The 21,605-nt window shown below is 58.8% G+C and carries 23 protein-coding genes and 1 pseudogene; 16 read left to right on the forward strand and 8 right to left on the reverse strand.

Annotated features, from left to right (window positions below):
• Both ACTD9P_RS25010 and ACTD9P_RS25015 read left to right on the forward strand, forming a co-directional pair.
• A pseudogene (locus ACTD9P_RS25010) lies at nucleotides 1–270 on the forward strand (hypothetical protein); the annotation flags it as partial.
• A 300-nt stretch (nucleotides 271–570) separates the two neighbouring features.
• Nucleotides 571–900 (forward strand): hypothetical protein, encoded by a 330-nt coding sequence (locus tag ACTD9P_RS25015; protein ID WP_438869790.1) that lies wholly within the window; start codon nucleotides 571–573, stop codon nucleotides 898–900.
• Here the strand turns inward: ACTD9P_RS25015 and ACTD9P_RS25020 are convergent.
• Nucleotides 850–1,497, reverse strand: coding sequence for a LysE/ArgO family amino acid transporter (locus ACTD9P_RS25020; protein WP_438869791.1), 648 nt, complete (start codon nucleotides 1,495–1,497; stop codon nucleotides 850–852). The two genes, ACTD9P_RS25015 and ACTD9P_RS25020, sit on opposite strands and share 51 nt — an antisense overlap.
• Before the next feature lie 134 nt (nucleotides 1,498–1,631).
• On the opposite strand from ACTD9P_RS25020, the gene ACTD9P_RS25025 reads away from it, so the two are divergent.
• Nucleotides 1,632–2,324, forward strand: a complete 693-nt coding sequence (locus ACTD9P_RS25025; protein ID WP_438869792.1) for an NBR1-Ig-like domain-containing protein — start codon at nucleotides 1,632–1,634, stop codon at nucleotides 2,322–2,324.
• A gap of 6 nt (nucleotides 2,325–2,330) precedes the next feature.
• On the opposite strand, the gene ACTD9P_RS25030 is transcribed toward ACTD9P_RS25025, so the two are convergent.
• From ACTD9P_RS25030 to ACTD9P_RS25045, 4 genes are all read right to left on the reverse strand, one after another.
• A complete protein-coding gene (locus ACTD9P_RS25030) occupies nucleotides 2,331–2,966 on the reverse strand; it encodes a LysE family translocator (protein WP_438869793.1) in 636 nt (211 codons plus the stop codon).
• Between the two features lie 299 nt (nucleotides 2,967–3,265).
• On the reverse strand, nucleotides 3,266–3,574 hold the full coding sequence (locus ACTD9P_RS25035) for a DUF3077 domain-containing protein (RefSeq protein ID WP_438869794.1): 309 nt from the start codon (nucleotides 3,572–3,574) through the stop codon (nucleotides 3,266–3,268).
• Nucleotides 3,575–3,982: 408 nt separating this feature from the next.
• On the reverse strand, nucleotides 3,983–4,492 hold the full coding sequence (locus ACTD9P_RS25040) for a VapC50 family PIN domain-containing toxin (RefSeq protein WP_498371983.1): 510 nt from the start codon (nucleotides 4,490–4,492) through the stop codon (nucleotides 3,983–3,985).
• A 62-nt stretch (nucleotides 4,493–4,554) separates the two neighbouring features.
• Complete coding sequence (locus ACTD9P_RS25045; protein WP_017135424.1) at nucleotides 4,555–5,025, reverse strand: helix-turn-helix domain-containing protein; 471 nt, start codon at nucleotides 5,023–5,025, stop codon at nucleotides 4,555–4,557.
• A 191-nt stretch (nucleotides 5,026–5,216) separates the two neighbouring features.
• Between ACTD9P_RS25045 and ACTD9P_RS25050 the strand changes: the two genes are divergently transcribed.
• Nucleotides 5,217–6,380, forward strand: coding sequence for an S-type pyocin domain-containing protein (locus ACTD9P_RS25050; RefSeq protein WP_438869795.1), 1,164 nt, complete (start codon nucleotides 5,217–5,219; stop codon nucleotides 6,378–6,380).
• A gap of 15 nt (nucleotides 6,381–6,395) precedes the next feature.
• Nucleotides 6,396–6,683, forward strand: a complete 288-nt coding sequence (locus ACTD9P_RS25055) for a colicin E3-like toxin immunity protein (protein WP_438869796.1) — start codon at nucleotides 6,396–6,398, stop codon at nucleotides 6,681–6,683.
• 108 nt (nucleotides 6,684–6,791) lie between these two features.
• Here the strand turns inward: ACTD9P_RS25055 and ACTD9P_RS25060 are convergent, their stop codons facing one another.
• Both ACTD9P_RS25060 and ACTD9P_RS25065 read right to left on the reverse strand, forming a co-directional pair.
• Nucleotides 6,792–8,174, reverse strand: coding sequence for an ATP-binding protein (locus tag ACTD9P_RS25060; RefSeq protein ID WP_438869797.1), 1,383 nt, complete (start codon nucleotides 8,172–8,174; stop codon nucleotides 6,792–6,794).
• Nucleotides 8,171–8,833, reverse strand: coding sequence for a response regulator (locus ACTD9P_RS25065; protein WP_438869798.1), 663 nt, complete (start codon nucleotides 8,831–8,833; stop codon nucleotides 8,171–8,173). Before ACTD9P_RS25065 ends, ACTD9P_RS25060 begins: the two co-directional genes overlap by 4 nt.
• 220 nt (nucleotides 8,834–9,053) lie before the next feature.
• On the opposite strand from ACTD9P_RS25065, the gene ACTD9P_RS25070 reads away from it, so the two are divergent.
• The 3 genes from ACTD9P_RS25070 (at nucleotide 9,054) to ACTD9P_RS25080 (ending at nucleotide 13,028) form a co-directional block, all read left to right on the forward strand.
• Nucleotides 9,054–10,322 carry a sialidase family protein gene (locus ACTD9P_RS25070; protein ID WP_438869799.1) on the forward strand — a complete coding sequence of 423 codons (1,269 nt, stop codon included), beginning with the start codon at nucleotides 9,054–9,056 and terminating at the stop codon, nucleotides 10,320–10,322.
• Nucleotides 10,322–10,933: a hypothetical protein gene (locus ACTD9P_RS25075; protein ID WP_438869800.1), complete on the forward strand. Its 612-nt coding sequence runs from the start codon at nucleotides 10,322–10,324 to the stop codon at nucleotides 10,931–10,933. Before ACTD9P_RS25070 ends, ACTD9P_RS25075 begins: the two co-directional genes overlap by 1 nt.
• 73 nt (nucleotides 10,934–11,006) lie before the next feature.
• Nucleotides 11,007–13,028 (forward strand): LTA synthase family protein, encoded by a 2,022-nt coding sequence (locus ACTD9P_RS25080; protein WP_438869801.1) that lies wholly within the window; start codon nucleotides 11,007–11,009, stop codon nucleotides 13,026–13,028.
• Here the strand turns inward: ACTD9P_RS25080 and ACTD9P_RS25085 are convergent, their stop codons facing one another.
• The gene (locus ACTD9P_RS25085; protein ID WP_138453302.1) at nucleotides 13,029–13,403 is read right to left on the reverse strand and encodes a c-type cytochrome; all 375 of its coding nucleotides are present in this window, start codon (nucleotides 13,401–13,403) and stop codon (nucleotides 13,029–13,031) included. It lies immediately after the preceding gene.
• 181 nt (nucleotides 13,404–13,584) lie between these two features.
• On the opposite strand from ACTD9P_RS25085, the gene ACTD9P_RS25090 reads away from it, so the two are divergent.
• The 8 genes from ACTD9P_RS25090 (at nucleotide 13,585) to ACTD9P_RS25125 (ending at nucleotide 21,389) form a co-directional block, all read left to right on the forward strand.
• A complete protein-coding gene (locus ACTD9P_RS25090) occupies nucleotides 13,585–13,965 on the forward strand; it encodes a response regulator (protein ID WP_438869802.1) in 381 nt (126 codons plus the stop codon).
• Between the two features lie 194 nt (nucleotides 13,966–14,159).
• A complete protein-coding gene (locus ACTD9P_RS25095; RefSeq protein WP_438869803.1) occupies nucleotides 14,160–14,774 on the forward strand; it encodes a biliverdin-producing heme oxygenase in 615 nt (204 codons plus the stop codon).
• The gene (locus ACTD9P_RS25100; protein ID WP_438869804.1) at nucleotides 14,771–16,999 is read left to right on the forward strand and encodes an ATP-binding protein; all 2,229 of its coding nucleotides are present in this window, start codon (nucleotides 14,771–14,773) and stop codon (nucleotides 16,997–16,999) included. The genes ACTD9P_RS25095 and ACTD9P_RS25100 overlap by 4 nt, the downstream gene beginning before the upstream one ends.
• A 142-nt stretch (nucleotides 17,000–17,141) precedes the next feature.
• Nucleotides 17,142–17,318 carry a hypothetical protein gene (locus tag ACTD9P_RS25105; RefSeq protein WP_438869805.1) on the forward strand — a complete coding sequence of 59 codons (177 nt, stop codon included), beginning with the start codon at nucleotides 17,142–17,144 and terminating at the stop codon, nucleotides 17,316–17,318.
• 116 nt (nucleotides 17,319–17,434) lie between these two features.
• On the forward strand, nucleotides 17,435–19,333 hold the full coding sequence (locus ACTD9P_RS25110; RefSeq protein WP_438869806.1) for an alkaline phosphatase D family protein: 1,899 nt from the start codon (nucleotides 17,435–17,437) through the stop codon (nucleotides 19,331–19,333).
• A gap of 191 nt (nucleotides 19,334–19,524) precedes the next feature.
• A complete protein-coding gene (locus tag ACTD9P_RS25115) occupies nucleotides 19,525–19,866 on the forward strand; it encodes a type II toxin-antitoxin system RelE/ParE family toxin (protein ID WP_178112621.1) in 342 nt (113 codons plus the stop codon).
• A gap of 10 nt (nucleotides 19,867–19,876) precedes the next feature.
• The gene (locus tag ACTD9P_RS25120) at nucleotides 19,877–20,185 is read left to right on the forward strand and encodes a helix-turn-helix domain-containing protein (protein ID WP_438869807.1); all 309 of its coding nucleotides are present in this window, start codon (nucleotides 19,877–19,879) and stop codon (nucleotides 20,183–20,185) included.
• 190 nt (nucleotides 20,186–20,375) lie between these two features.
• Entirely contained in the window at nucleotides 20,376–21,389 is a 1,014-nt protein-coding gene (locus ACTD9P_RS25125) for a GGDEF domain-containing protein (RefSeq protein WP_438869808.1), read from the forward strand.
• Nucleotides 21,390–21,605 lie beyond the last annotated feature (216 nt).

Consider the following 21,605-nt stretch of genomic DNA (forward strand, 5'->3'; position numbering starts at 1 on the left):
TGTGATGCTGATAATCTTGTTGACTATCAGTCTGACTCCACAAGCACCCACACGAATTGCTTGATTCAGTTGTTAAAGAGCGGTTGGTTAAGATCTTTCGTCTCAACCGAGGCGCGCATTCTACAGCGACCTCGTTTGCTGTCAAGCGATTTCTTTATCAAAATCAACTACTTGAACCAGAACCGGCTTCAAGCTGCTCGTCAGCGGGAGGCGAATAGTACAGTATTCAAATATGTGGTCAACCCCCTTCCTGAAATTCTTTTCAATTAGTTCACACCGCCAGGGTTGCAGCTATATAGAGTGCTCGATCGCCTGACAACGCGCCCCATGCCAAACGCGCGACCTGGCCCAGGCGTTCCGGTTTGCAATCGGCGACGAGCAAAGGCCGGTGAATCAACAGACCTGACATTTGAGTAGCCGCGCAATCCCCCTTCAGGCCATGACTATCAAACCGGTTCAAACCCGCTTTTACACAGGCTCGAAGAAAGCCTTTGAAATTCAAGGGCTTTTTTTTCGCCTGCAGAAAAGTGAGTATGTGCGGGCTAACGCAGACATCGAGGAAACGGAACCATGGAATTGACGCTGGAAGCTGTTGCGCTTTTTGCTCTCAAGCTGGTGCATGAGACGGACGGCGCGAGCCCGTTGCTGCGCGATGACCTGGTGATGGATGGATATGAGCGCGAAGTGTTTGGGTTGCTGGTACGCCAGGGGGATTTGGCGACGATTCAACGCAAGCTCAATGAGTGCATTGCCCAGGCCTTGAATGCGCTAGGCGGCGCCGACACGGTGCTGGGCCGTGAACTGCTCAAACTGTTCAACGATGTGCAACAGGCCAGCAACCTTGATGAGCTAAGTGCCCCGCTGATTACCCTCAAGGACTATCTGAAAGATGTCCAGTGAGTCAGTGATCAACATACCGGCCAGATACACCATCAGTACAGCAACGCCAGCGTCCAGGCATCGCCAGACCACGGACGTGCGAAACAGCCACGCCAGCTGCTGACATCCCAGCGCCAACAGCACAAACCAGATTAATGACGCCGTCATGGCACCTGTCGCGAACAGTGCTTGTTGGCCTGCGGGTTTGGCTGCGCCGATAGAGCCGATCAGCACCACTGTGTCGAGCCAGGCGTAGGGGTTGGCAAAACCAAGGACTATCGCCGTGCGTAAAAGTCCGCGTTGCGAATTGCTACATTGCGTGTCCGGCATAGATTGATTGCGGAGGCACGCTCGTAAGCGCTGGGTACCGAACCACAGCAGATAAGCGGCGCCTGATAGCAGTAGAAACGCCATTATCACTGGGCGATGTCCCAACAACGAACCTAATCCCGAAATGCCAAAAGCAATGAGAAGGATGTCGGCGAGCACGCAGATGGCGACCACACCCCAGAGAGGGTCACGGCCGACAGCCTGACGAATGACTAACGTATCTTTCGGCCCGGGAGCAACAAAAAGGCCAATACCAAGCAGCAACCCCTCAATAAAGTAAGGCGTCATAGTTACCTTTCAAATCTGCTGAAAAGGAATGCAACACACGCCGGAACTCCAAGGACAGGCGTGCCGTGTAGTGTGCATACCTCGCTAAACGCAGCGGCGAGCAGGTTGTCTTTTTTGGCGTACAAAGGTGAAGCATGACGGTCAGAACGAGGGACACCCTCAGGGCGCTAATTACCCGACGCAGCCGAGAACTGGGCAAACCCATGACCACATTGGCCAAGGAAGCCGGCATCTCCAGAACTTACCTCTACGGGTTGGCGGGCGGCGCTTCACAAGACCCCTCGGTGCGGACATTGATCAAGCTGGCCAAAGCGCTACAGGTTTCACCGCTGCTGTTGTTCCGCTATTTCGCTGACCTGGCGGGCGCGCCGACAGACGCCAACTCAATGGCCATCACCAACCGAGCAATCGGCCTGCGTGACACGAGTGACATCGCCGTCTTCAACGCAGACGTGACCACCCCCGACCAAACCGTTGTGCTGCCCGGTGAAATCTTTCAAAAAACCTGGGAGCTTCAAAACCTCGGCACCCGCCCCTGGCGCGGTCGAAAGTTGGTGCGCGTGGACGGCGAATACGTCATCGCCCGACGCACCGCCACGGGCGCGCCGTTGGAAGTGGTGATGGACACACACCTGCGCAGCCTGAGCAGCGAAATCCCCATTGCAGAAACACTGCCCGGCCAGCCGGTGCATATCACGGTGGAGTTCGCCGCGCCCAAGGAGACGTTTACCGTCACTTCCATATGGCGGATCGAGGACGAACACGGCCAGCTCTGCTACAGCCCCGCGTTCATCCTGCATGTGATCGTCAACGTCATGGCGCGCTGAATGACCTTACCGTCGCCCTTCAACCGCCATCCGCACAGCCAAGCCCATCAGCACCGAGCCCATCACCCAACGCTGCACCACCCGCCAGCTTGGCCGTGTGACGAAGAACACGGCGATGGAACCCGCCATCATTGCAATCACCGCGTTGACGCTCACGCTGATGGCAATCTGCGTAAAGCCCAGGATCAGTGATTGCATCAGCACACTGCCATGCCCATTCGGGTCGATAAATTGCGGCAACAACGACAAATACATCACCGCCACCTTGGGGTTCAGCAGGTTGGTCACCAAGCCCATCATGAACAACTTGCGCGGGCTGTCCTGGGGCAAGTCCCGCACTTGAAACGGCGACCGGCCACCCGGCTTCACCGCCTGCCAGGCCAGGTACACCAGGTACAACGCGCCACCGAGCCGCAGCGCGTCGTAGGCAAAAGGCACGGCCATCACCAATGCGGTAATCCCCAGCGCCGCGCAGAACATATAAACGAGGAAACCCAAGGCAACGCCACCGAGGGAAATCAACCCGGCCGTGCGCCCCTGGCAGATCGAGCGGGAAATGAGGTAAATCATGTTCGGCCCAGGCGTCAGCACCATGCCGAGGGAGATCAGGCCATAAGCAAGCCAGCTGGACAGTTCGGGCATGGTGTCACTCCTGCAGTATTGTGCTGGGTGCCATGGTAGGGCGTTGAAAAGCAGGACGTTAGATACAGATCCGCGAGCAAAACGTCATACACCGCTCACGGTAAAGCACCTGATCGACTTCACCTCGCTGCCACTCACAAACATCGCGCACGTTTGATCTGGATTCTGCAGGCAAAAAAAGACCCTGGCGTCCCAAGGTCTTTTTTACTGCTAACGCTGCTTCAACAGATGTACACCGACCGATGTGGGAGCTGGCTTGCCTGCGATGACGCCAGCCGCCACACCCTCAAAGCACCCACTTACACCGAAACAGCCTCCCCCTCCTCCATCACCCCGTTGGGCAACATCCCATTCGCCAAATCATCCACCACCGCCTTCGCCATCTCCCCCAAATAATGCGCCGCCCAGGCATAACGGTCCGCGCCTTTGTCCATGGCCGCATCCAGCGCGAGCATTTTAGAGCAGTGCAGCAACTCGGAAGCATGCTCCAGGGCATCACGAATGGGCACGCCAGCATTGACGCGGAATAGACGGTGCAGGTTGGGCTGTTTGCCGCAGGTGGAGAAGGTGATGATGCCGAGGGTTTTGTTGAGAGGTGGGTTGATCATTGGGCACCTCCGGGCTGGGCGGTGGTGTGGATTGCAGTATTACAAGGATATGGCCTGTCAGAAATGCTCATGGATTTAGCTCCTAATGTCGAGAAGCTGCCACATTCGTTATCAGGCGAAAGGGTGGCAGCTGTGCGCAGGCTGATAAACCGGGACAATAGGAACCCGGCAGGCCCGAAGGCCTCCCGCGCACAGCCGCCATAACACGGATGTGCGGACGCAAAAAAAGCGCCGGCATGGTGCTGGAGACGCTTGAGCGCCTATTGTTCCACGGGTTATCAGGCCCGGTCACTGAATTTGCAGTGACAGTGCGGAAAGTAGCGCAGAAAGCGGCATGGCTAATAGGCGTTATCTGTGGCGAAAAATTTCGGTGGCAGCGTTCGAGCAAATAGGCCCGAGCATTCGAAACTACAACATCACCCCATATGGCCCAAGCACCTTACTCGTCTGCACCAACCCCTGGCGCATCAACATCTCAAGATAAATCCCAGCCTCCATTGGCGGCCGCTTCAACGTCCGTCTTTGTTTCTGCGCCGCCCCCAACACCGCCGCCTGATCCAAATCCCACAGATCCGAAATAAAATCATCCGGATGCATAGGCTCAATGTCATAGGCAGCCAGGATATGCGCCGGGAAATCTTTCAAATTGAAGGTCACGATAACTTCAGCCTTACTCCGAATCGCCGCCGCCAGCACATGACGATCATCAGGATCAGGCAAATCCAAACTCGAACAAAGATCCTCGTACCCCGTCACCAATGCATCGGGTATCGCCTTATCCATCAGCGCCGACGTGCAATTGACTTGCTCAGCCGTAAGATCCGGTCGGTTCTTGAGAACGTTGCGCTTCCACTCCTCATGAATCTGGCTCGTCCATCGAGCTCGATACAGTCCCGACAAACCAAGCCACATCAGCAAATCCCGGAGTGCCGCAGATTAAAGAACACACGCATCGTATACCGCAGTAAACGGCGAACACCTCATCCGTCATACCCCATTCCCAACGCTTGAGCTTGTTGCGCCAGCGCTTCCATTGCCTCTTGGCTTTCTTCGTCACGGCGCTGCTTGAACGCCATCAGATCCGAAAACCGGATTCGCCGATGCCGGCCCGTTTTTGTAAAAGGAATGGCGCCCTCCTCCAGCATCTTGACCAGGTGCGGGCGCGAAACGTTGAGCAGGTCGGCGGCCTCCTGCGAGGTCAACTCCGCATGCACCGGCACGACCTTGACGGCATTACCGATAGCCAATTCGCCCAGGATATCGACCAACAGGCGCAGGGCTGAGGTCGGGAGTACAAGTGTGTGGGGTTTGTCTTCTTTGTCGAAGATGTCGATGCGCTGGGTTTCAAATTTGGTCGAAAGCAAAGATGCCAGCTCTCGCTGGCCTTGCACGGCGGCTTCGACTTCCTTTTCCAGCGGCAGGATCGTTTTGGGGAGTTGATTGGTGATCATGATGCAGCTCCGGCGTTACGCAATTCGGCTGAACCAAAGCTAAACGAAACAAACGAAAATCGCAATATTCGAAACAGTCCTGGCTAACCAAACGCCAGTCTCCTTTTCCCACACCAACCGTCGAACGAAGCCGACATAAGCCTCCGCTCCCACCTCATAGGCTCACTCCCACACAAGGAAGTGAGCCAGTCATGTCAGAACGCTCGTACCCCATTACCGAAGAAGAACAACTCAAACGGCGGATCCTGACACCGCAGCCGAAGCGCGTGCCTTATTCACCGCCGTTTGATTTATTTGAGCCGCCTCCCGCTCCGGCGCCAACACCCGCCAAACCGCCCGGTTGCGTCTTCACAAAACCCTGCCAACTGCCCAACGGCATCATTCGCTACAACGACCCCACCGGTTACGTACCGCTGGAGTTGATCAAGGACTACGGCCATTTCAGCCTGCTGGGTGGGCGCGACGTAGACAGCCGTGGCGCGGTGGCCTTGCGCAAGATCAGCGGCAGTGCCCTGCCTGTCGGCTTGGGGCAATTGGCGTTGCGATCAGCGGCAGTGGAGTCGGCAGCGACTGCGGTTGGCACTGTCGCCGGTGGGCTGCTGACTGGGTTGGTCGCGTTGTTGTGGCCATCGGCGCTGGGCGATAGCGCGCTCTACAGCGAGGAGCAATTACGCTCGCTGCACCGGGCACGGTCGCAGATGCGTTTGCATGTCGAGCAGCGTGAGGATGGCACTCTAAAGGGCTACGGGTTTTACACGGGCAACAAGCCCGATTGGCAGATGATCGATGTGGTGCAGTTCCAAAGCCGTGGCGATCAGTTTGTGGCGGATTTGGGTGAGGGCGTGGAGCTGATCTGGACGCCTGCGGTTGATACGGGCGACACGCTGGGGACTCCCGCCTTGGAGGCTGCGCCGCAAGCGCCGGTGATCTGGATTTACCCGCCGACGGAGAAAGCGGCGCAGATTCTGGTAAACCCGATTTATCCACCTGAGTATCGGGATTTTATTCTGGTGTTCCCGGTGGAGTCGGGGGTAAGGCCGCTGTATGTGGTGGTTAATGAGCCACGCAAAGGCCTGAGAAATCCGGACCATGATTACTTTCCAGCACCAAAAACCGAAGATATAACTGGCTTCCCAGGGTTGATCCCCCAAAGGCCGGTGACATCACGACTAGGCGGGGCTGGCTTACGTGAGCGGTGGATCGATGCAAAAAGGAGGAAGGTACTTGAATGGGACGCCAAGAAAGGTGAGCTGGAAGTCTATCGAAAGAGTGATTTGGAACACCTCGGCGCATTTGATCCTTATACCGCCGAACGTCGCGGGCCGGCGGACCCAAAACGTCGAATCTACAGATAAAAAAGAGTGCGAAAAATGGTTATGAAAATCAGATTGCGCTGGTACGAAAAACACAGCAACGACTTGAAAGCGGACGAGTACTCAGCGGATATCGGCGACGCAGACCGTGCTTTTGAAGCACTCGGTTTGAGCGAGGAAAGCGCTATATATGCAGACGTTTACAACGTTCTCCCAAGCTGGATAACTATTCTCCAACCCCTCTTCCAGCATGTGATAGAGCCCAACCGATTCGACTATCAAGTTTCATTCCAATACCAAGGCGCTTGGCCGCCACCTCCAAAGCATCCCCAGAAGGAATTCTGAGGTAATGAAAAAGCCCCACCTCTACCGCTCAGTCAACACCCGGACCCACGGTGTGCACCACGGCACCCGAACAGATGAAGCCCAGTTGTGACTGCTGCACCCACACATTCAACGGTGTGGTATTCCCGCAGGCGCTTGCGCGCAAGCCGTAAAGCTCAACCGCGCACACAACCCACCCTGCTCCAAATTACTCAACGTCAACCCACACCCAATCTTCCCCACAATCATCTCCACAATCGCCAACCCCAACCCCGCGCCATTGGCGTTGTCCCGGCTGTAAAACCGCTCAAACAAGCGCCCCATCTCCGCCTCATCAATCCCCGGCCCTTGGTCTTCCACGCTCAAACCCTGCGCGCCGATCACCACCCGCACCTCGCCACCCACCGGCGAAAAGTTAAGCGCATTGGTCACCAGGTTTTGCAGCGCAATCGCCAATGCCACCGGCTCGGTCTGCACCCAGCATTCCTCATCGCCTTCCAGCACCAACTCCACACCTTTCTCCATGGCCAGCGGCGTAAGTTCAGCGAGTTCTTCACGCACCAGTTCCGTCAGTTGCACGGGCTTGCGCACGGGGTTGCTCAGTTGTGGCTCGATGCGCGCCATGGTCAGCAGTTGGCTGCCAATACGCGTGGCGCGGTCTACGCCGTTGACCAAAAAGTCCAGGGCCTCACGCCGTTGTTCTTCAGTCGCAGCGTTTTGCGCGTTTTGTGCGTGAATGCGCAGGATCGCCAACGGCGTGCGCAGTTCATGGGCGGCGTCGGCGATGAAGCGGCGTTCGCGTTCCAGCAGGTCGTCCATCTGCACCAACAGCCGGTTGAGCGCGGTTTGCATCGGCTCCAGTTCGCTCGGCAGTGGGTTCACGTGCAGCGGTTGCAGGGCATTGGTGTTGCGCCCGCGCAGCTTGCGGGCCATGGTGCGCAAGGGCCTCAGCCCCCAGCCGATGGCCAGCCAGATGAGCACGGTCAGCAGCGGCACGCCAATCACGCTGGGCCATAGGGTGTGGCGCACGATGCGCTCGATAACGCTCTGGCGAATGTCGTCGCGCTCGCCCACCCAAATCAGCAGGCCTTGTTGCGCGTCGGCCAGGAGGAAGGCGCACCAGTCGTTGCCGCTGTCCATCAGGTCATGGGCGCCGAGTGTGGTGGGCGGTGCGGTGAGGATCGGTGCTTCGGCAGACCGCATGAGCAGTTGCCCGTCGCTGCGCCAGACCTGGAAGGTCAGCCGGGTCTCGTAAGGATGGGCCACGCCCTCCTCGCCCACGCGGCTCATGGCCTGGTCGAACGCCTCATACAGGCGGCCCCAGTCTGCGTCGCCAGGATCGCGCTGGCGCAGTACGCCTTGCAGCAGGCGGGCACTTTGGGCGAGTTGGGCGTCGTAGACTTCTTCGATTTCGTGGTGGCTGTCGCGCAGCACCAGCCAACTGATCAGGGCGTCGCCGAGCAGGATCAGCACCAGCACCGGAATAAGAATGCGCGCGCGTACCGAGCTCATGGCTTGAGCGCCAGCACATAGCCCACACCGCGCACGGTACGGATCAGCTCTGTGGATAACTTCTTGCGCAGGTTATGGATCAACACTTCCAGCGTGTTGCTCTCAACCCGGTCCTGCCAACCATACAAAGCACGGGACAACCGCTCGCGGGTCACGACCTTTCCAGGGCGCACCATCAGTTGATGCAGCAGTTGGTACTCCATCGGGGTGACGATGATTTCATCGCCCTGATAGCGCACTTGCTGGGTGGCCGGGTCGAGGCTGATGCCGGCGTGTTCGAGCATCGGTTGGGCGCGGCCCTGGCTGCGGCGCAACAGGGCGCGCACGCGGGCTTTGAGTTCTTCGACGTCGAAGGGTTTGATCAGGTAGTCGTCGGCGCCGGCATCCAGGCCGGCAATGCGTTCGGCGGTGCCATCGCGGGCGGTGAGGACCAGCACCGGCAGGTCGTGTTGCCCGGCACGCAATTGCTGCAACAGGTCGAGACCATCGAGGCGCGGCAGGCCGAGGTCGAGCAGCAGCAGGTCGAAGCTTTCAGTGAGCAGGGCGTGCAAGGCGCTGAGGCCGTCTTGCAGCCAATCCAGGGTGTAGCCTTCGGCGCCCAATGCCACGCGAATGCCTTGGCCGAGGGCGCGGTCATCTTCGACGAGGAGTAGGCGCATAACGAAATCTCTGTAGGAAACGGCGGAATCATGCCGGGTTCCGTTACGCGCTATTCAGCTAAAGATGTTACGGCTCGTTGCCAACTAAGGTTGCGCTAAGGTTGGTTTTGCACTGTGCCGGCAGGTACGGGACCACCTGTCGTTATCCACGCTCACCGGCTGCAGGAAGCGCCTGCCGGATGAACGTGCGCAGTCATCCTTTCTTCTCACAGGTTCCCTTATGCGCTGCGCCCTACTGATCTTCAGCCTGCTAGGCGTCTTTGTCGCCGCCTGGCTGAGCCATCCGCCCCACGTGTTGGCGCCGTTCGCCCAGGCGAACCCGAGCCCGGCGAAGGTGGCGGCAGCCCCGCAATACACCAGCCGTTTTGTGTCCTCACAGCTCACCGACTTTGTGCACTCCTCCTCCGTGACCGCCCTGCCCGGCGGCGACTTGATGGCCGTGTGGTTTGCAGGTAGCCGCGAAGGCGCTGCCGATGTGCAGGTGCGCACGGCGCGGTTTGATGCTCGCAGTGGCGAATGGGGCGGCGAGCAGGTGCTGGCCACGCGGGAAAGCACCCGCGACGGCACCCAGCGTTACATTCGCAAACTGGGTAACCCAGTGATTGCGCTGGGGCCGGATAAACGCCTGTGGATGTTTTACGTGTCGGTATCCGTCGGCGGCTGGGCCACCAGTGCGATCAACGTGATGGTCTCCAATGACCTCGGCGCGAACTGGTCGGCGCCTCGGCAATTGGTGACCTCGCCGTTTTTCAATATCAGCACCCTGGTGCGCGCCGCGCCCGTGTTCCATGCCGACGGCTCGATTGGGCTGCCGGTGTATCACGAGTTCATGGGCAAGTTTGCCGAGTACCTGTACTTGAGTGCCGACGGTGCGGTGATCGACAAATTCCGCATCAGCCGTGGCAAACATTCGCTGCAACCAACCATCGTGGCGCAGGACGGCCAGCGTGCCGTGGCGATGTTGCGTTACGCCGGTGAAACCCATCACCGCGTGCTCGCCAGCCGCACCGAGGATGCCGGGCAAACCTGGAGCGAGCCGTTCCCGCTGGAACCGGCCAACCCCAATTCATCGCTGGCGGCCGTAGGTACAGAAGACGATGGTCTACTCGTCGCGCTCAACGACCTGCAAGACGGCCGTTTCAAGCTCAGCCTCTACGGCACCGACGCGCAGATGACGCAATGGCGCACGGTGGTGCAATTGGACGAGTCGCCGGACCCGCTTGGCCAACCGTTCTCTCCCGAAGCTTATAGAGAAATCATCGGCGAAGGCTTCCGCGCCTCCAGCGGTGCCAAGCGCCTGCCGCTGGAACAGCGCTTTCTGAGCAACCTGGATTACCGCGTGTGCAAACCCCGTGGCTGCGATTTCGAGTACGAGTACCCGTATTTCAGCCGCAGCCCGGACGGCATGTACCACTTGGTGTACTCGTGGAATAACACCTTTATCAAACATGTCAGCTTCAACGAAGCCTGGCTGGCGGAGCGCTTGTGATGATGGCGTTGTGGCAAGCCCATTTGAGTTTTGTATTGCTGGGGTTTGTGCTGCTCAGCACGTTGCGGTTTACCGCGCCGTGGCGGCCATGGCTGCTGCCAATATTGGTGGCGTTGAGCTTTATTCCGGTGAATGAATTGCCGTTGGCGGCGTATGTGCGCAGTTTTACCGATGACCTGGCGATCAGCACCTTGGTGTTGTTGGCGTGGGTAGCGGTGTGCCGGTTGGGGCTGGTGCAGCCGCTTGGCCGGGCACATCAAGTGCAACTGCTGATTCTGTTTGGCGGGCTGTGCCTGGTGCTGTACCCCGCCGCAATGGGGCTGACCTATTTCGACCCGTACCGTTGGGGGTTTAACCCTCGGCCAATGATTGTGCTGGTAGGTGCGCTGGCGCTGTTGATGCTGGCGCTGCGCAACAGGCTGGCCGTGTGGATGCTGGCGGTGGGCACGTTGGCGTTTGCGCTGCGGCTCAAGGCGTCGGAGAACTATTGGGACTACCTGGTAGACCCGCTATTGATGGGCTACTACGCCGTCGCTGGATTAATGCAATTCAAACTGTGGGAGCGGGCTTGCTCGCGAATGCGGCGTGTCGGTCAGAACATCGTTAGCTGACAGACCGCTTTCGCGAGCAAGCCCGCTCCCACATTTGCTTTGTGGTGTTAGGGAAATTTAGTTGAGGTTAATGATGACTGCGTTGCAATCACGCCGCCTGCGCTATGGCGTGGGCGCGATCGGGTTGGTGTTTGTGTTGCTGGCGGCGTTGCGGCTGGTGTTTTTAATCAGCTTTTCCGGCCTGGATTTAAACACCGAGGGCTTGCTGGAAACCCTCGGCATCGGCCTGCGTTTCGACCTGCGCCTGGCGGTGTTGCTCCTGCTACCCGTGGCCGTGCTCGCCTGGCTGCCGTGCTGGAACCTCATCACCCTGCCCGCCCTGCGTTGGCTGGCACGCGGTTATTTGCTGATTGCACTGGCCGTGGTGGGCCTCATCTACATCATCGACTTCGGCCACTATGCCTACCTCGGCGTACGCATCAACGCGACGGTGCTGCGCTATCTGCAAGACGCGCAGATTTCTCAACAGATGGTGTGGGAAACCTACCCGGTGCTGTGGATAACTGCCTGCTGGCTGGCGGCAGTGGCTTTGTGGGTGTGGGCGCTGGTGTGCCTGGAGCGATTGACCCTGGATCGTGCGCCAAAAACCATCGGCAAACTCACAGTGGCGTCGGTGTCCGTGATCGGTGTGGTCATTGTGCTGCTGGCCCTGCTCGGCCGCGTGGCCAATCTCAACCTGGAAAACCCGGTGCCGCTGCGCTGGAGCGATGCGTTCTTCTCCGGCAACAGCCAGGTCGCCGCCGTGGGCCTGAACCCGGTGCTGTTTTTGTACGACACGCTCAAGGTTGGCCAGTCGCAATTCGATGAAGCCCAAGTGCGCAGGCATTACCCGCAAGTGGCCGAGTACCTGGGCGTTGAGCGGCCTGACGCGCAACAGCTGAATTTCATCCGCGAACAAGGCGTGCAGCCCTACAAACTGGCCGGCGAGCGCCCGCCCAACGTAGTCTTCGTTATGCTCGAGTCCCTGGGTACCAGCGCGGTCGGCGCCTATGGAAACCCACTGAACCCCACGCCGAACCTGGACAAGCTGGCGACACAAAGCTGGTTCTTCAAACACTTCTATGTGCCCGTTACCGGCACCGCCAAAACCGTGTGGGCGAGCATCACCGGCGTGCCCGACGTGACCCGCCAGGAGACCGCCACGCGCAACCCGCTGATCACGCGGCAACACACGTTGATCAACGCCTTCGAGGGTTACCAGAAGTTCTACATGATCGGCGGCAACGCCGGCTGGGCGAATATCAACGCGCTGATCCGCCAGAGCATCGACGGCGTGCAGCTGTTTGACGAAAGCCACTGGCGTTCGCCCCGCGTGGACGTGTGGGGTATCTCTGACCTGGACCTGTTCAAGGAAGGCGACCAACTGCTGCGCGCCGTGCCCAACGGCCAGCCGTTCTTTGCCTACCTGCAAACTTCCGGCAACCATCGGCCGTTCACCATTCCCAAGCAAAATGATGGCTTCCAACTCAACAACGTAACTCTGGAACAAGTCCAGGCCGCCGGCTCACGCAGTGTCGAGCAATACAACGCGGTGCGCCTGCTGGATTACAACATCGGCCGCCTGATGGACATCGCCAAGGCCGGTGGCTGGTACGACAACAGCATTTTTGTGTTCTTTGGCGACCACAACACGCGCATCAGCCAGATCCCGCACATGGCGCCTGCCTTCGAGCAACTGGGCCTGGAAAGCAACAATGTGCCGCTGCTGATCCACGCACCGGGGCTTGAGCCACGCGTTATCGAGGAGGCCGTGGGCCTGGCGGACTTGCTGCCGACCGTCGCCGGCATGGCGGGCGTGCCGTTTCGCAACGCTACGATGGGTCGCGATATCCAGCAGCCGTCGCCGGAAGGCGAACGTGTGGTGCCACTGGTGTTGCACGAAGGCACCTTCCCGATTATCGGCGGCGTGACCCAGCACTTCCTGTTGCAGATGCAGCATGACGGCGGCTCACCGACCTTGCATGACCTGACCTCGCAAACGCCACGCGAAGATGTGGCCGAGCAGCATCCCGAAGAGTTTCAGCGCCTGCAGGGGCTGACCCGTGGGCTGCATGAAAGTGCGCGGTTGATGCTGTTCAGGAACGTGCGCGAATGATTACTTGGGCTGGAAGGTTTCCAGGTAGGCCAGGATGTTTTCGATCTTTTCCGGGTCGCTGATACCCCAGAAGATCATGCGCGTACCGCTCACCACCTTCTTCGGCGCCTCGATATAGGCCGCGAGCTTGTCGCGGGTCCAGACCACGCCGGAGTTTTTCATCGCATCGGAATACTGATAGTCGGTGGTGGTGCCGGCAGGTCGACCGATGATGCCGTTCAGCTCAGGCCCGAAGCCGCCGCGTGCGCCTTCGCCGATGCTGTGGCAGCCGCCGCAGGTCTTGCTGAACAGTTTGCCGCCCGCCTCGGCATCGCCGGCCGCCAAGGCCGGGGCGGTGTTGAGGACCAGGGCGAGGGTCAGTAAGGTGTACTTCATGCAAGTCTCCACAGCAGGCAACGGTGCGCCAATTATGCCTGTATCCACCTTGACGTGCCGCTGTGGGCAACCCCACGCGACCGCTCTAAAACGACCACCCATCGTTTAAAAAACATCCAATCGAACCTATTCAGCCAGCGCCCACTCCACCTTACTGAACCCTGATGGTGGAGTAAGGATCATGGCTCAGCCATCGATTTTGGTATTGGAAGACGACGAGATCATTCGAGCGTTAATGGTGGATGTATTGGAGGACCTCGGCGCGCTTGTGACGTCGTTTCCTTCGGCGGATGAAGGCATGATTTATCTGGAACGCCGCGATGACCCGGTGGACCTGATCGTCAGTGATATCCAGATGCCGGGGTTACTCAATGGCTATGACTTGAGCAAGGTGGTCGCGCATCGTTGGCCGTCGGTGCCGGTGGTGCTGACCTCGGGCAATACCGAGCTGGCGGCGCAACTGGGTGGCTCGGTGCGGTTTTTACCCAAGCCGTGGAGTGCGGAACATTTGGTTAAGTGCGTACAAACGGCGCTGACCCAGCAAGGCGCCTCCCTGCACTAATAGCACCACAACATCACTTAGACCGAACTTGCTGCAATGTCCTGTGGTCATTTATTACGCAAGGAGCGACTTTTCTGATCCGCCGGTCAGGCTTTTCGCCTTGTGCGTACAGTTGACGGCAATGAGTTGTGTAGAATCGTCGCCCATTTCATGCGTCATTCATGGCCTTAAGGCCCACAGTTCGAGCTTATTGAATGCATTCACAGGCCCATGACGTTAGTGCGCCCTCATTGCTGGAAGCGTTGCGCACAGGCACGGGTTTGCTGCATGTGGCGTTGGAAAAGCGCCTGCCGTTTTTCTCCGAGCAGTTGGATGCTGGCTGGTATCGGCGCTTGCTCCAGGCGTACTACGGGTTTTATGGGCCGATGGAAGCAGCGTTGTACGACAGTGGCTTGATCCCCGACGGATATGACGCTGTGCTGCGTGTGAAAACACCCAAACTGCTGGGCGACTTGCGCGCCCTTGGCTTGAATGATTACGCCATCAACGGCCTGCCCCGCTGCACCCGACACCCAACCTTCGACACCCCCGCTGCCTGCCTTGGTGCCCTCTATGTTCTGGAAGGCGCAACCCTGGGCGGCCAAGTGCTGCGCCGGGAAATGGCCCGGCGCCTGGGTGTACACGCCGATAACGGCGGAGCATTCCTTGATGTGTACGGCACCGAAACCGGTCGGCGCTGGAAAGACTTTCTCGATTACCTGGGCCGCCTGCCGCTGGATGCTGACGCAAAACAGCGCGCGGTCGACGCGGCCCGTTCCACATTCAGTGGCTTTGAGCAATGGCTCGCCAGCCAGGAGGTACTGCTATGAAAACCGAAGATTTTGAAGAACTGCTTGCCAACTGTGCCGACGAACCGATTCGCTTCCCGGGCGCGATCCAGCCCCACGGTGTGCTGTTGACGTTGTCGGAGCCTGAGCTGCACATCACTCAGGTCAGCGCCAACGTGGCCAGCTTGTTCGGCCACGCACCCGAGGGGCTACTGGGCCAGCCGTTGCACCAGTTAATCGGCGCTGAGCCTGCTCAAGCCGTGCAATCAATCGCTGAAAACAACGCGTTTTTTGACGCCCCGGCGCTGCATGTCACGCTCAATGGTGCGCAATATGAAGGCTTGCTGCATCGCCATCAGAACGTGCTCGTGCTGGAATTCGAACCGCGCCTTGCAGATTTCAAACCCCGCGCCCTGAATGGCCGCACCAGTGACCTGGGCAAGATGCTGCAACGCTTGCAGTCGGCGAAAACCCTGCAGGCGCTGTACGAAATCAGCGTGGCTGAGATCCAGGCCATGACCGGCTACGACCGGGTGCTGATCTATCGCTTCGAAGAAGAAGGCCACGGCCAGGTGATTGCCGAAGCGTCGGCGCCGTCCATGGAGCTGTTCAACGGGTTGTTTTTCCCCGCGTCCGACATTCCCGAGCAAGCCCGCGAGCTGTACCGCACCAACTGGCTGCGCATCATCCCGAACGCTGCCTATGAGCCGGTGCCGCTGCTGCCCAAGCTGCGTCCGGGCACTGACCAGCCGCTGGACTTGAGCTTCGCTACCCTGCGCAGTGTGTCGCCGATTCACTGCCAATACATGCAAAACATGGGCGTGCTGTCGTCCATGAGCATCTCGTTGATGGCTGGCGATAAGCTGTGGGGCCTGATCAGCTGCGGCAACCGCGAGCCCTTGCTGGTACCTAACGACCTGCGCGTTGCCTGCCAGACCATCGGCCAGGTGTTGTCGCTGCAGATCAGCGCCATGGAAGCCCTGGACTTGAGCCGTCAGCGCGAAGAGAAAGTCGAAGCCCTGGCACTGCTGGAGCGCGCGATGAAAGCCTCGGAGCAAAACGTCTTCGATGGCCTGGCGCAGCAGCCGCAGGTGCTGATGGACCTGGCCCTGTCGGGCGGCGTGGCGATCATCGAAGACAAGCAACTGCACCGTTACGGCAATTGCCCCGAGCCTGCGCAGATTCGTGCGCTGCACAAGTGGCTGCAAGAAAGTGGCGAGCCGGTGTTTTCCAGCCATAACCTGACGTCGGTGTACCCGCCTGCCGCCGAGTTCCAGCAAGTGGCCAGCGGTGTTCTGGCCATGAGCCTGCCTAAGCCTGTGGATAACGGCGTGTTGTGGTTTCGCCCGGAAGTCAAAGAGAACATCAACTGGAGCGGTGACCCGAACAAGCCGCTGAATCTGGAAACCTGCGACGCCGGTTTGCGCCTGCGCCCACGCACCTCGTTTGAAATCTGGAAAGTCGAAATGGCCGGCATCTCCACCAAGTGGAGCCACGGCGACCGGTTTGCCGCCAACGACCTGCGCCGTTCCGCCCTGGAAAATGACCTGGCCCGTCAAGTGCTGCGCGAACAGCAAGCCGTGCGTGCGCGTGATGAACTGGTGGCGGTGGTATCCCACGATCTGCGCAACCCGATGACGGTCATCTCGATGCTCTGCGGCATGATGCAAAAAGCCTTCAGCTCCGAAGGTCCCCATACCTCACGGCGGATTTCCTCCGCCATCGACACCATGCAACAGGCCGCCGGACGCATGAATGTGCTGCTGGAAGACCTGCTCGACACCTCGAAAATCGAGGCCGGGCGTTATGTGGTCAAACCCGTGTCGCTGGACGTCAGCCAGATGTTCGAAGAGGCCTACTCGCTGCTCGCACCGTTGGCGATGGAGAAAGCTATCGATCTGTCGTTCAACGCCGAACCCGGCCTGCAGATCCATGCCGACCCGGAGCGCTTGTTCCAGGTGCTGTCGAACCTGATCGGCAATGCCATCAAGTTCACCCCGCGCCAGGGCAATATCGGCATCAGCGCCATGAGCAATGGCGAAGACATCGTGTTTTCGGTGCGTGACTCCGGCGAGGGCATTGCGCCTGAGCAATTGCCCCATGTGTTTGATCGCTACTGGACCCAGACCGAAAACAACCCCACCGGCAGCGGATTGGGGCTGTATATCACCCAAGGAATCGTGCAGGCCCACGGCGGGCGAATCGAGGCTGAGAGTGAGTTGGGGCGTGGCAGTGAGTTCCGGTTTACGGTGCCCAAATCCGTCTGAAACACCTTCAGACCTACAAATATTAAACATGCAGAAACCTATGGCCGGGAACGTTAACCCGGCCAATGCCACTGAGTGGGCGCGCAGTCAAAGGGAGTATTGATGCGAGAAGATCCCTCCTATTGAGCAAGAGGTTTTACCCATGAACATCGGCAACTCGTTTCATTCCTACAACCTCAACCAGATCACTCAACTCCAGCAACCTCCCGCCAAGCCCGAGGAAAAAACCTCGACGACCGTCGGCCATCAACCGGAGCAAAGCACGCAAACCCAGACGAACCCCACGATAGACTCCCTCGGCAAAGGCCATCTGCCTTGACGCGCGCCTGACCACGAGACTGGAGTGCAACGCCCAGGCGTTGCGCTCTGTTAACAAAACAACGACATCCTCTGCGCTACTCTTTTCAGTTAGACCTTGTGTGAGCTGTGCCCTTCATGCCCCAACCGCAAACCCTGCCCGCCGTGATCGCCGGTCCCATGCTCAGGCGCCTGGAACCCCAGCGCCTGGTGATCTGGCTGGTGGGCAGCCGTGTCCTGCCATTGCGCTTAAAGCTGCAAGTGCCTCAAGGCAAAACGCTGACCATCGATCTGGACACCCAGCAGTGCCAAATCGTGCCGGTTGGCCGCCACGCCTTTATCCACCTGATCGACGTTTCCCTGAGCGAAGCCCTGCCGCTGGACGTGATGATCGACTACGACTTGCTGGTCGACGGCAGCGGCATTGCCGAATGGGCACCGCACCTGCTGTATGCCAACGCATCGTCGGCGAATTTCGTGCTGCACAGCCGCATCCACCAGTTGGTACACGGTTCCTGTCGCAAACCTCACCACCACGCCGATGAAGGTTTGCTGTGCGTAGACCGCCTGCTGGCTGACGCACACGCACCGGCTGAGCGCCCGGCGCTGTTGATGATGAGCGGCGACCAGGTTTACGCCGACGATGTGGCCGGGCCGATGCTGCGGGCGATTCATGCGCTGATCGCACGGCTGGAATTGTTCGACGAATACCTGGAAGGCGCCGTGGTGGATGACAGCGCCAGCCTCTACGGGCATCGCGCCAGCTATTACCACCGCGCGGATCTGCTGCCCGCACTGGACAGCAACGAGACCCTGCGCGAACGCTTTTTCGGCGGTGTGAAAAAACCGATCTTTACCAGCAGCACCGCCGACAACCACCTGGTGACCTTTGCCGAAGTGCTGGCGATGTACCTGTTGGTGTGGTCGCCCACACCCTGGACCCTGATCACGCCAAAGCCGCCGTCATTAAGCGCGCCGGAACAACTGCGCTACGACCACGAACAAGTGCAGGTCGATCGGTTCCGTGATGGCCTGCCCGGCGTTGCGCGGGTTTTCGCGCACCTGTCGACGCTGATGATCTTTGACGATCACGACATCACCGACGACTGGAACCTCAGCGCCCAATGGGAGGCCACCGCCTACGGCCATCCATTCTCCAACCGCATCATCGGCAATGCCCTGCTCGCTTATATGCTGTGCCAGGGCTGGGGCAACCAGCCGGATGTGTTTGGCAAACTGTTGGAACACACCCAGACGCTGACCACCCACGTTCAAGACAACCACTTGCTTGCCGCTGTGCAGGATGAACTGCTGCAAACCCTGCTGAAATTTCAGCACTGGCATTACGTGCTGCCCACCACGCCCGCGCTGGTAGTGCTCGACACTCGCACCCGGCGCTGGCGCAGTGAGTTTGCGCTCAAGCAACCCTCAGGCCTGCTGGACTGGGAGGCTTTGAGCGAACTGCAACAGGCCTTGCTGGACCACCCGTCGGCCATCATCGTCTCGCCCGCGCCGATCTTCGGCGTCAAGCTGATCGAGACGGTGCAGAAGGTCTTCAGTTGGTGCGGCTACCCATTGCTGGTAGACGCCGAAAACTGGATGGCCCATCGCGGCGCCGCCCAGGTGATCCTGAATATCTTCCGCCACTCGCGCACGCCAGGTAACTACGTGATCCTGTCGGGCGATGTGCATTACTCGTTCGTCTATGAGGTGCTGATTCGCCACCGCAGCGCCGGCCCAAAAATCTGGCAGATCACCAGCAGTGGCATCAAGAACCAGTTCCCGGCACGCTTGCTGGAGTGGTTCGACCGCCTCAACCGCTGGCTCTACTCACCGCGCTCGCCCCTCAACGGCTTCACACGCCGGCGCACCATGCAGGTGGTGCCACATATACCGGAGTATGCCGAGGCGGGTGAACGGCTGTGGAATTCGGCGGGCATCGGCCAAGTGTTCTTAAATGAACAGGGCCAGCCGGAGGCGATTTACCAGCACAACGCGGATGGTAGGCCTCGAACGCGGATGGTCGCGCCGGAGTAAGTTTTCCTACGCATGGCAAATTATTCTCGCACCCACCTTTCAGAAAGTTCATAACGCTTTATTTTTACTGATTTTTTTTGAAACCCTTCAACCTCAGCAACTCACAAAATAAGTGCCAGGCTCTGACCAATCTTCGCGAAAAGACACCTCAATCGCCGATTGCCTCATGAACCTATTTTGGTACACTCTCCATGAACAACCTACCTCTCGTGTTGAGCGTCGCATTTTACCGAACGGAGGCTGGCAACGAGCCCGTGCGTGACTGGCTGATGGAGTTGCCCAGGGAATCAAAAAAACTTATAGGCACTGACATAAAATCGGTCCAACTCGGATGGCCGCAAGGGATGCCGTTGGTTAGAAAGCTGGAGCATCGCCTTTGGGAGGTCCGAACCGATCTTGGTGAAAATGCTGCACGCGTCATTTTTACCTTGGCCGCCAGCCAAATGGTTTTGCTGCACGGCTTCATTAAAAAGAGTCAGAAAACGCCTTCCGTCGACCTGAACACCGCCAGACATCGCAAAAACAAGCTCTGAGGAACATCCCATGAATAAGCATATCGGCTCCAACTTTGATGATTTTCTCAGCGATGATGGGCTCATAGAAGACGTCTCTGCCGGGGCGTTGAAGCGTGTTATTGCCTGGCAATTGGCAGAGGCGATGAAGGTGCAGAAGGTCAGCAAGAAAGCGCTGGCCGAACGTATGCATACCAGCCGTACCGCCGTCGATCGAGCGCTGGACCAGGACGACGCGGGCATGACACTGTCCACCCTGGCCAGTGCGGCAAGGGCTTTGGGTCAACATGTGGAAATACGCCTCGTATCGAACACGCAAGCAAGGCCCGCAAGGGCGTGAAAGCTAGTGCCAGGCGAGTACAGCGTATGTCACTTCGCCTGCTGATTAATGGCCTATCGCCACACCACTAAAGCAGCACATTCAGCCTATTCAAAGCGCGCAAGCCGCGATGTAGAGTAACCTCAGCCACGGTGTACCGGCGTCAATGAAGACTGGCCGTAGGAGCCAGCATCGGCAGGGAAGCGCACAGATGAACGAGACATCCGGCAATAAACCACTGCTCAATCACTTTTCCGAACTCAATGCCGACATGTTGCATGCGGTGATGGAACTGGTCAGCGACGGTATCTGGGACTGGAATGCCAACACGGGGTTCGTGTACCGCAGCCCCGGCTGGTACATGATGCTTGGCTACCCCCGCCATTCTCTGGAGAACAGCGTGTTCACCTGGGAGAATGTGATCCACCCCGAAGATTATCCACGCGTAATGGCCGTTTTTGATGACTACATCAGCCAACGCGCGCCCTACTACCAGGCCGAGTATCGGTGCCGCAAGGCCGACGGCTCTTACCTGTGGATCGAAGACCGTGGCTACGTCATTGCACGTAACCCCGACAATTCCGTGGCGCGCATGGTCGGCGCCCACCGCGATATCCATACGCGCAAAATTTCTATCGAACAGCTGCAAAAGCGCAACCAGTCGTTGGAAGCGCTGGTGGCCGAACGCACCCTTGAGTTGTCACGGGTTAATCAGCAACTGCAATTGCAGTTGGACGAGAACCGCTCCCTGGCCGAACAGGACGCCCTGACGCGCACCGCTAATCGTTATCGCCTGGAGAAGGTGCTGCTGGAGGCGTGCGACCGTGCCGAGCGCTTCCGCGTACCGCTGGCCTTGGTGGCCATGGATATCGATGACTTCAAGCCGATCAACGACAAACATGGTCATGGCATCGGCGACCAGACCCTGGTGAGCGTGGTAGACAGCCTGGAAACCTGTATGCGCCAAGGCGACTTGCTCGCACGCTGGGGCGGCGATGAGTTTATGGTGGTTCTGCCCAAAAGCACCTTGGATACCGCCAGGCAATTGGCCGAACGTATCCGTCAGGCCATCGCCGAGATGCCCGCCGTAGGCGACTTCAAAGTTACCCTGAGCCTGGGCATAGTGGAGCGGCGGATGGGCGAAACGCCCGCCGCCCTGATGGCACGTGCGGATCAGGCACTGTATCGGTCCAAGGCGGCGGGCAAGGATGTGGTCTCGGAATGATGTGGGAGCTGGCTTGTCTGCGATGGCGGGCTTTTGGTGGTGTACATATCTGTTGCTGCGGTAACGGCTACTTAGGGTTCCGCTCTTACAGCCATCCCTTTCAAGGTCTTTGATAAAATGCCCCAAAACTCTAGTCAAGGTGACGAAAGCAATGTGGGCAGAAGTTCTAGCGCGGTTTGAGAAAAAAGTACCGGCCAGTGTCATGACCAAAGTGAT

This window comes from Pseudomonas onubensis (assembly GCF_965653655.1).
Taxonomy (GTDB): domain Bacteria; phylum Pseudomonadota; class Gammaproteobacteria; order Pseudomonadales; family Pseudomonadaceae; genus Aquipseudomonas.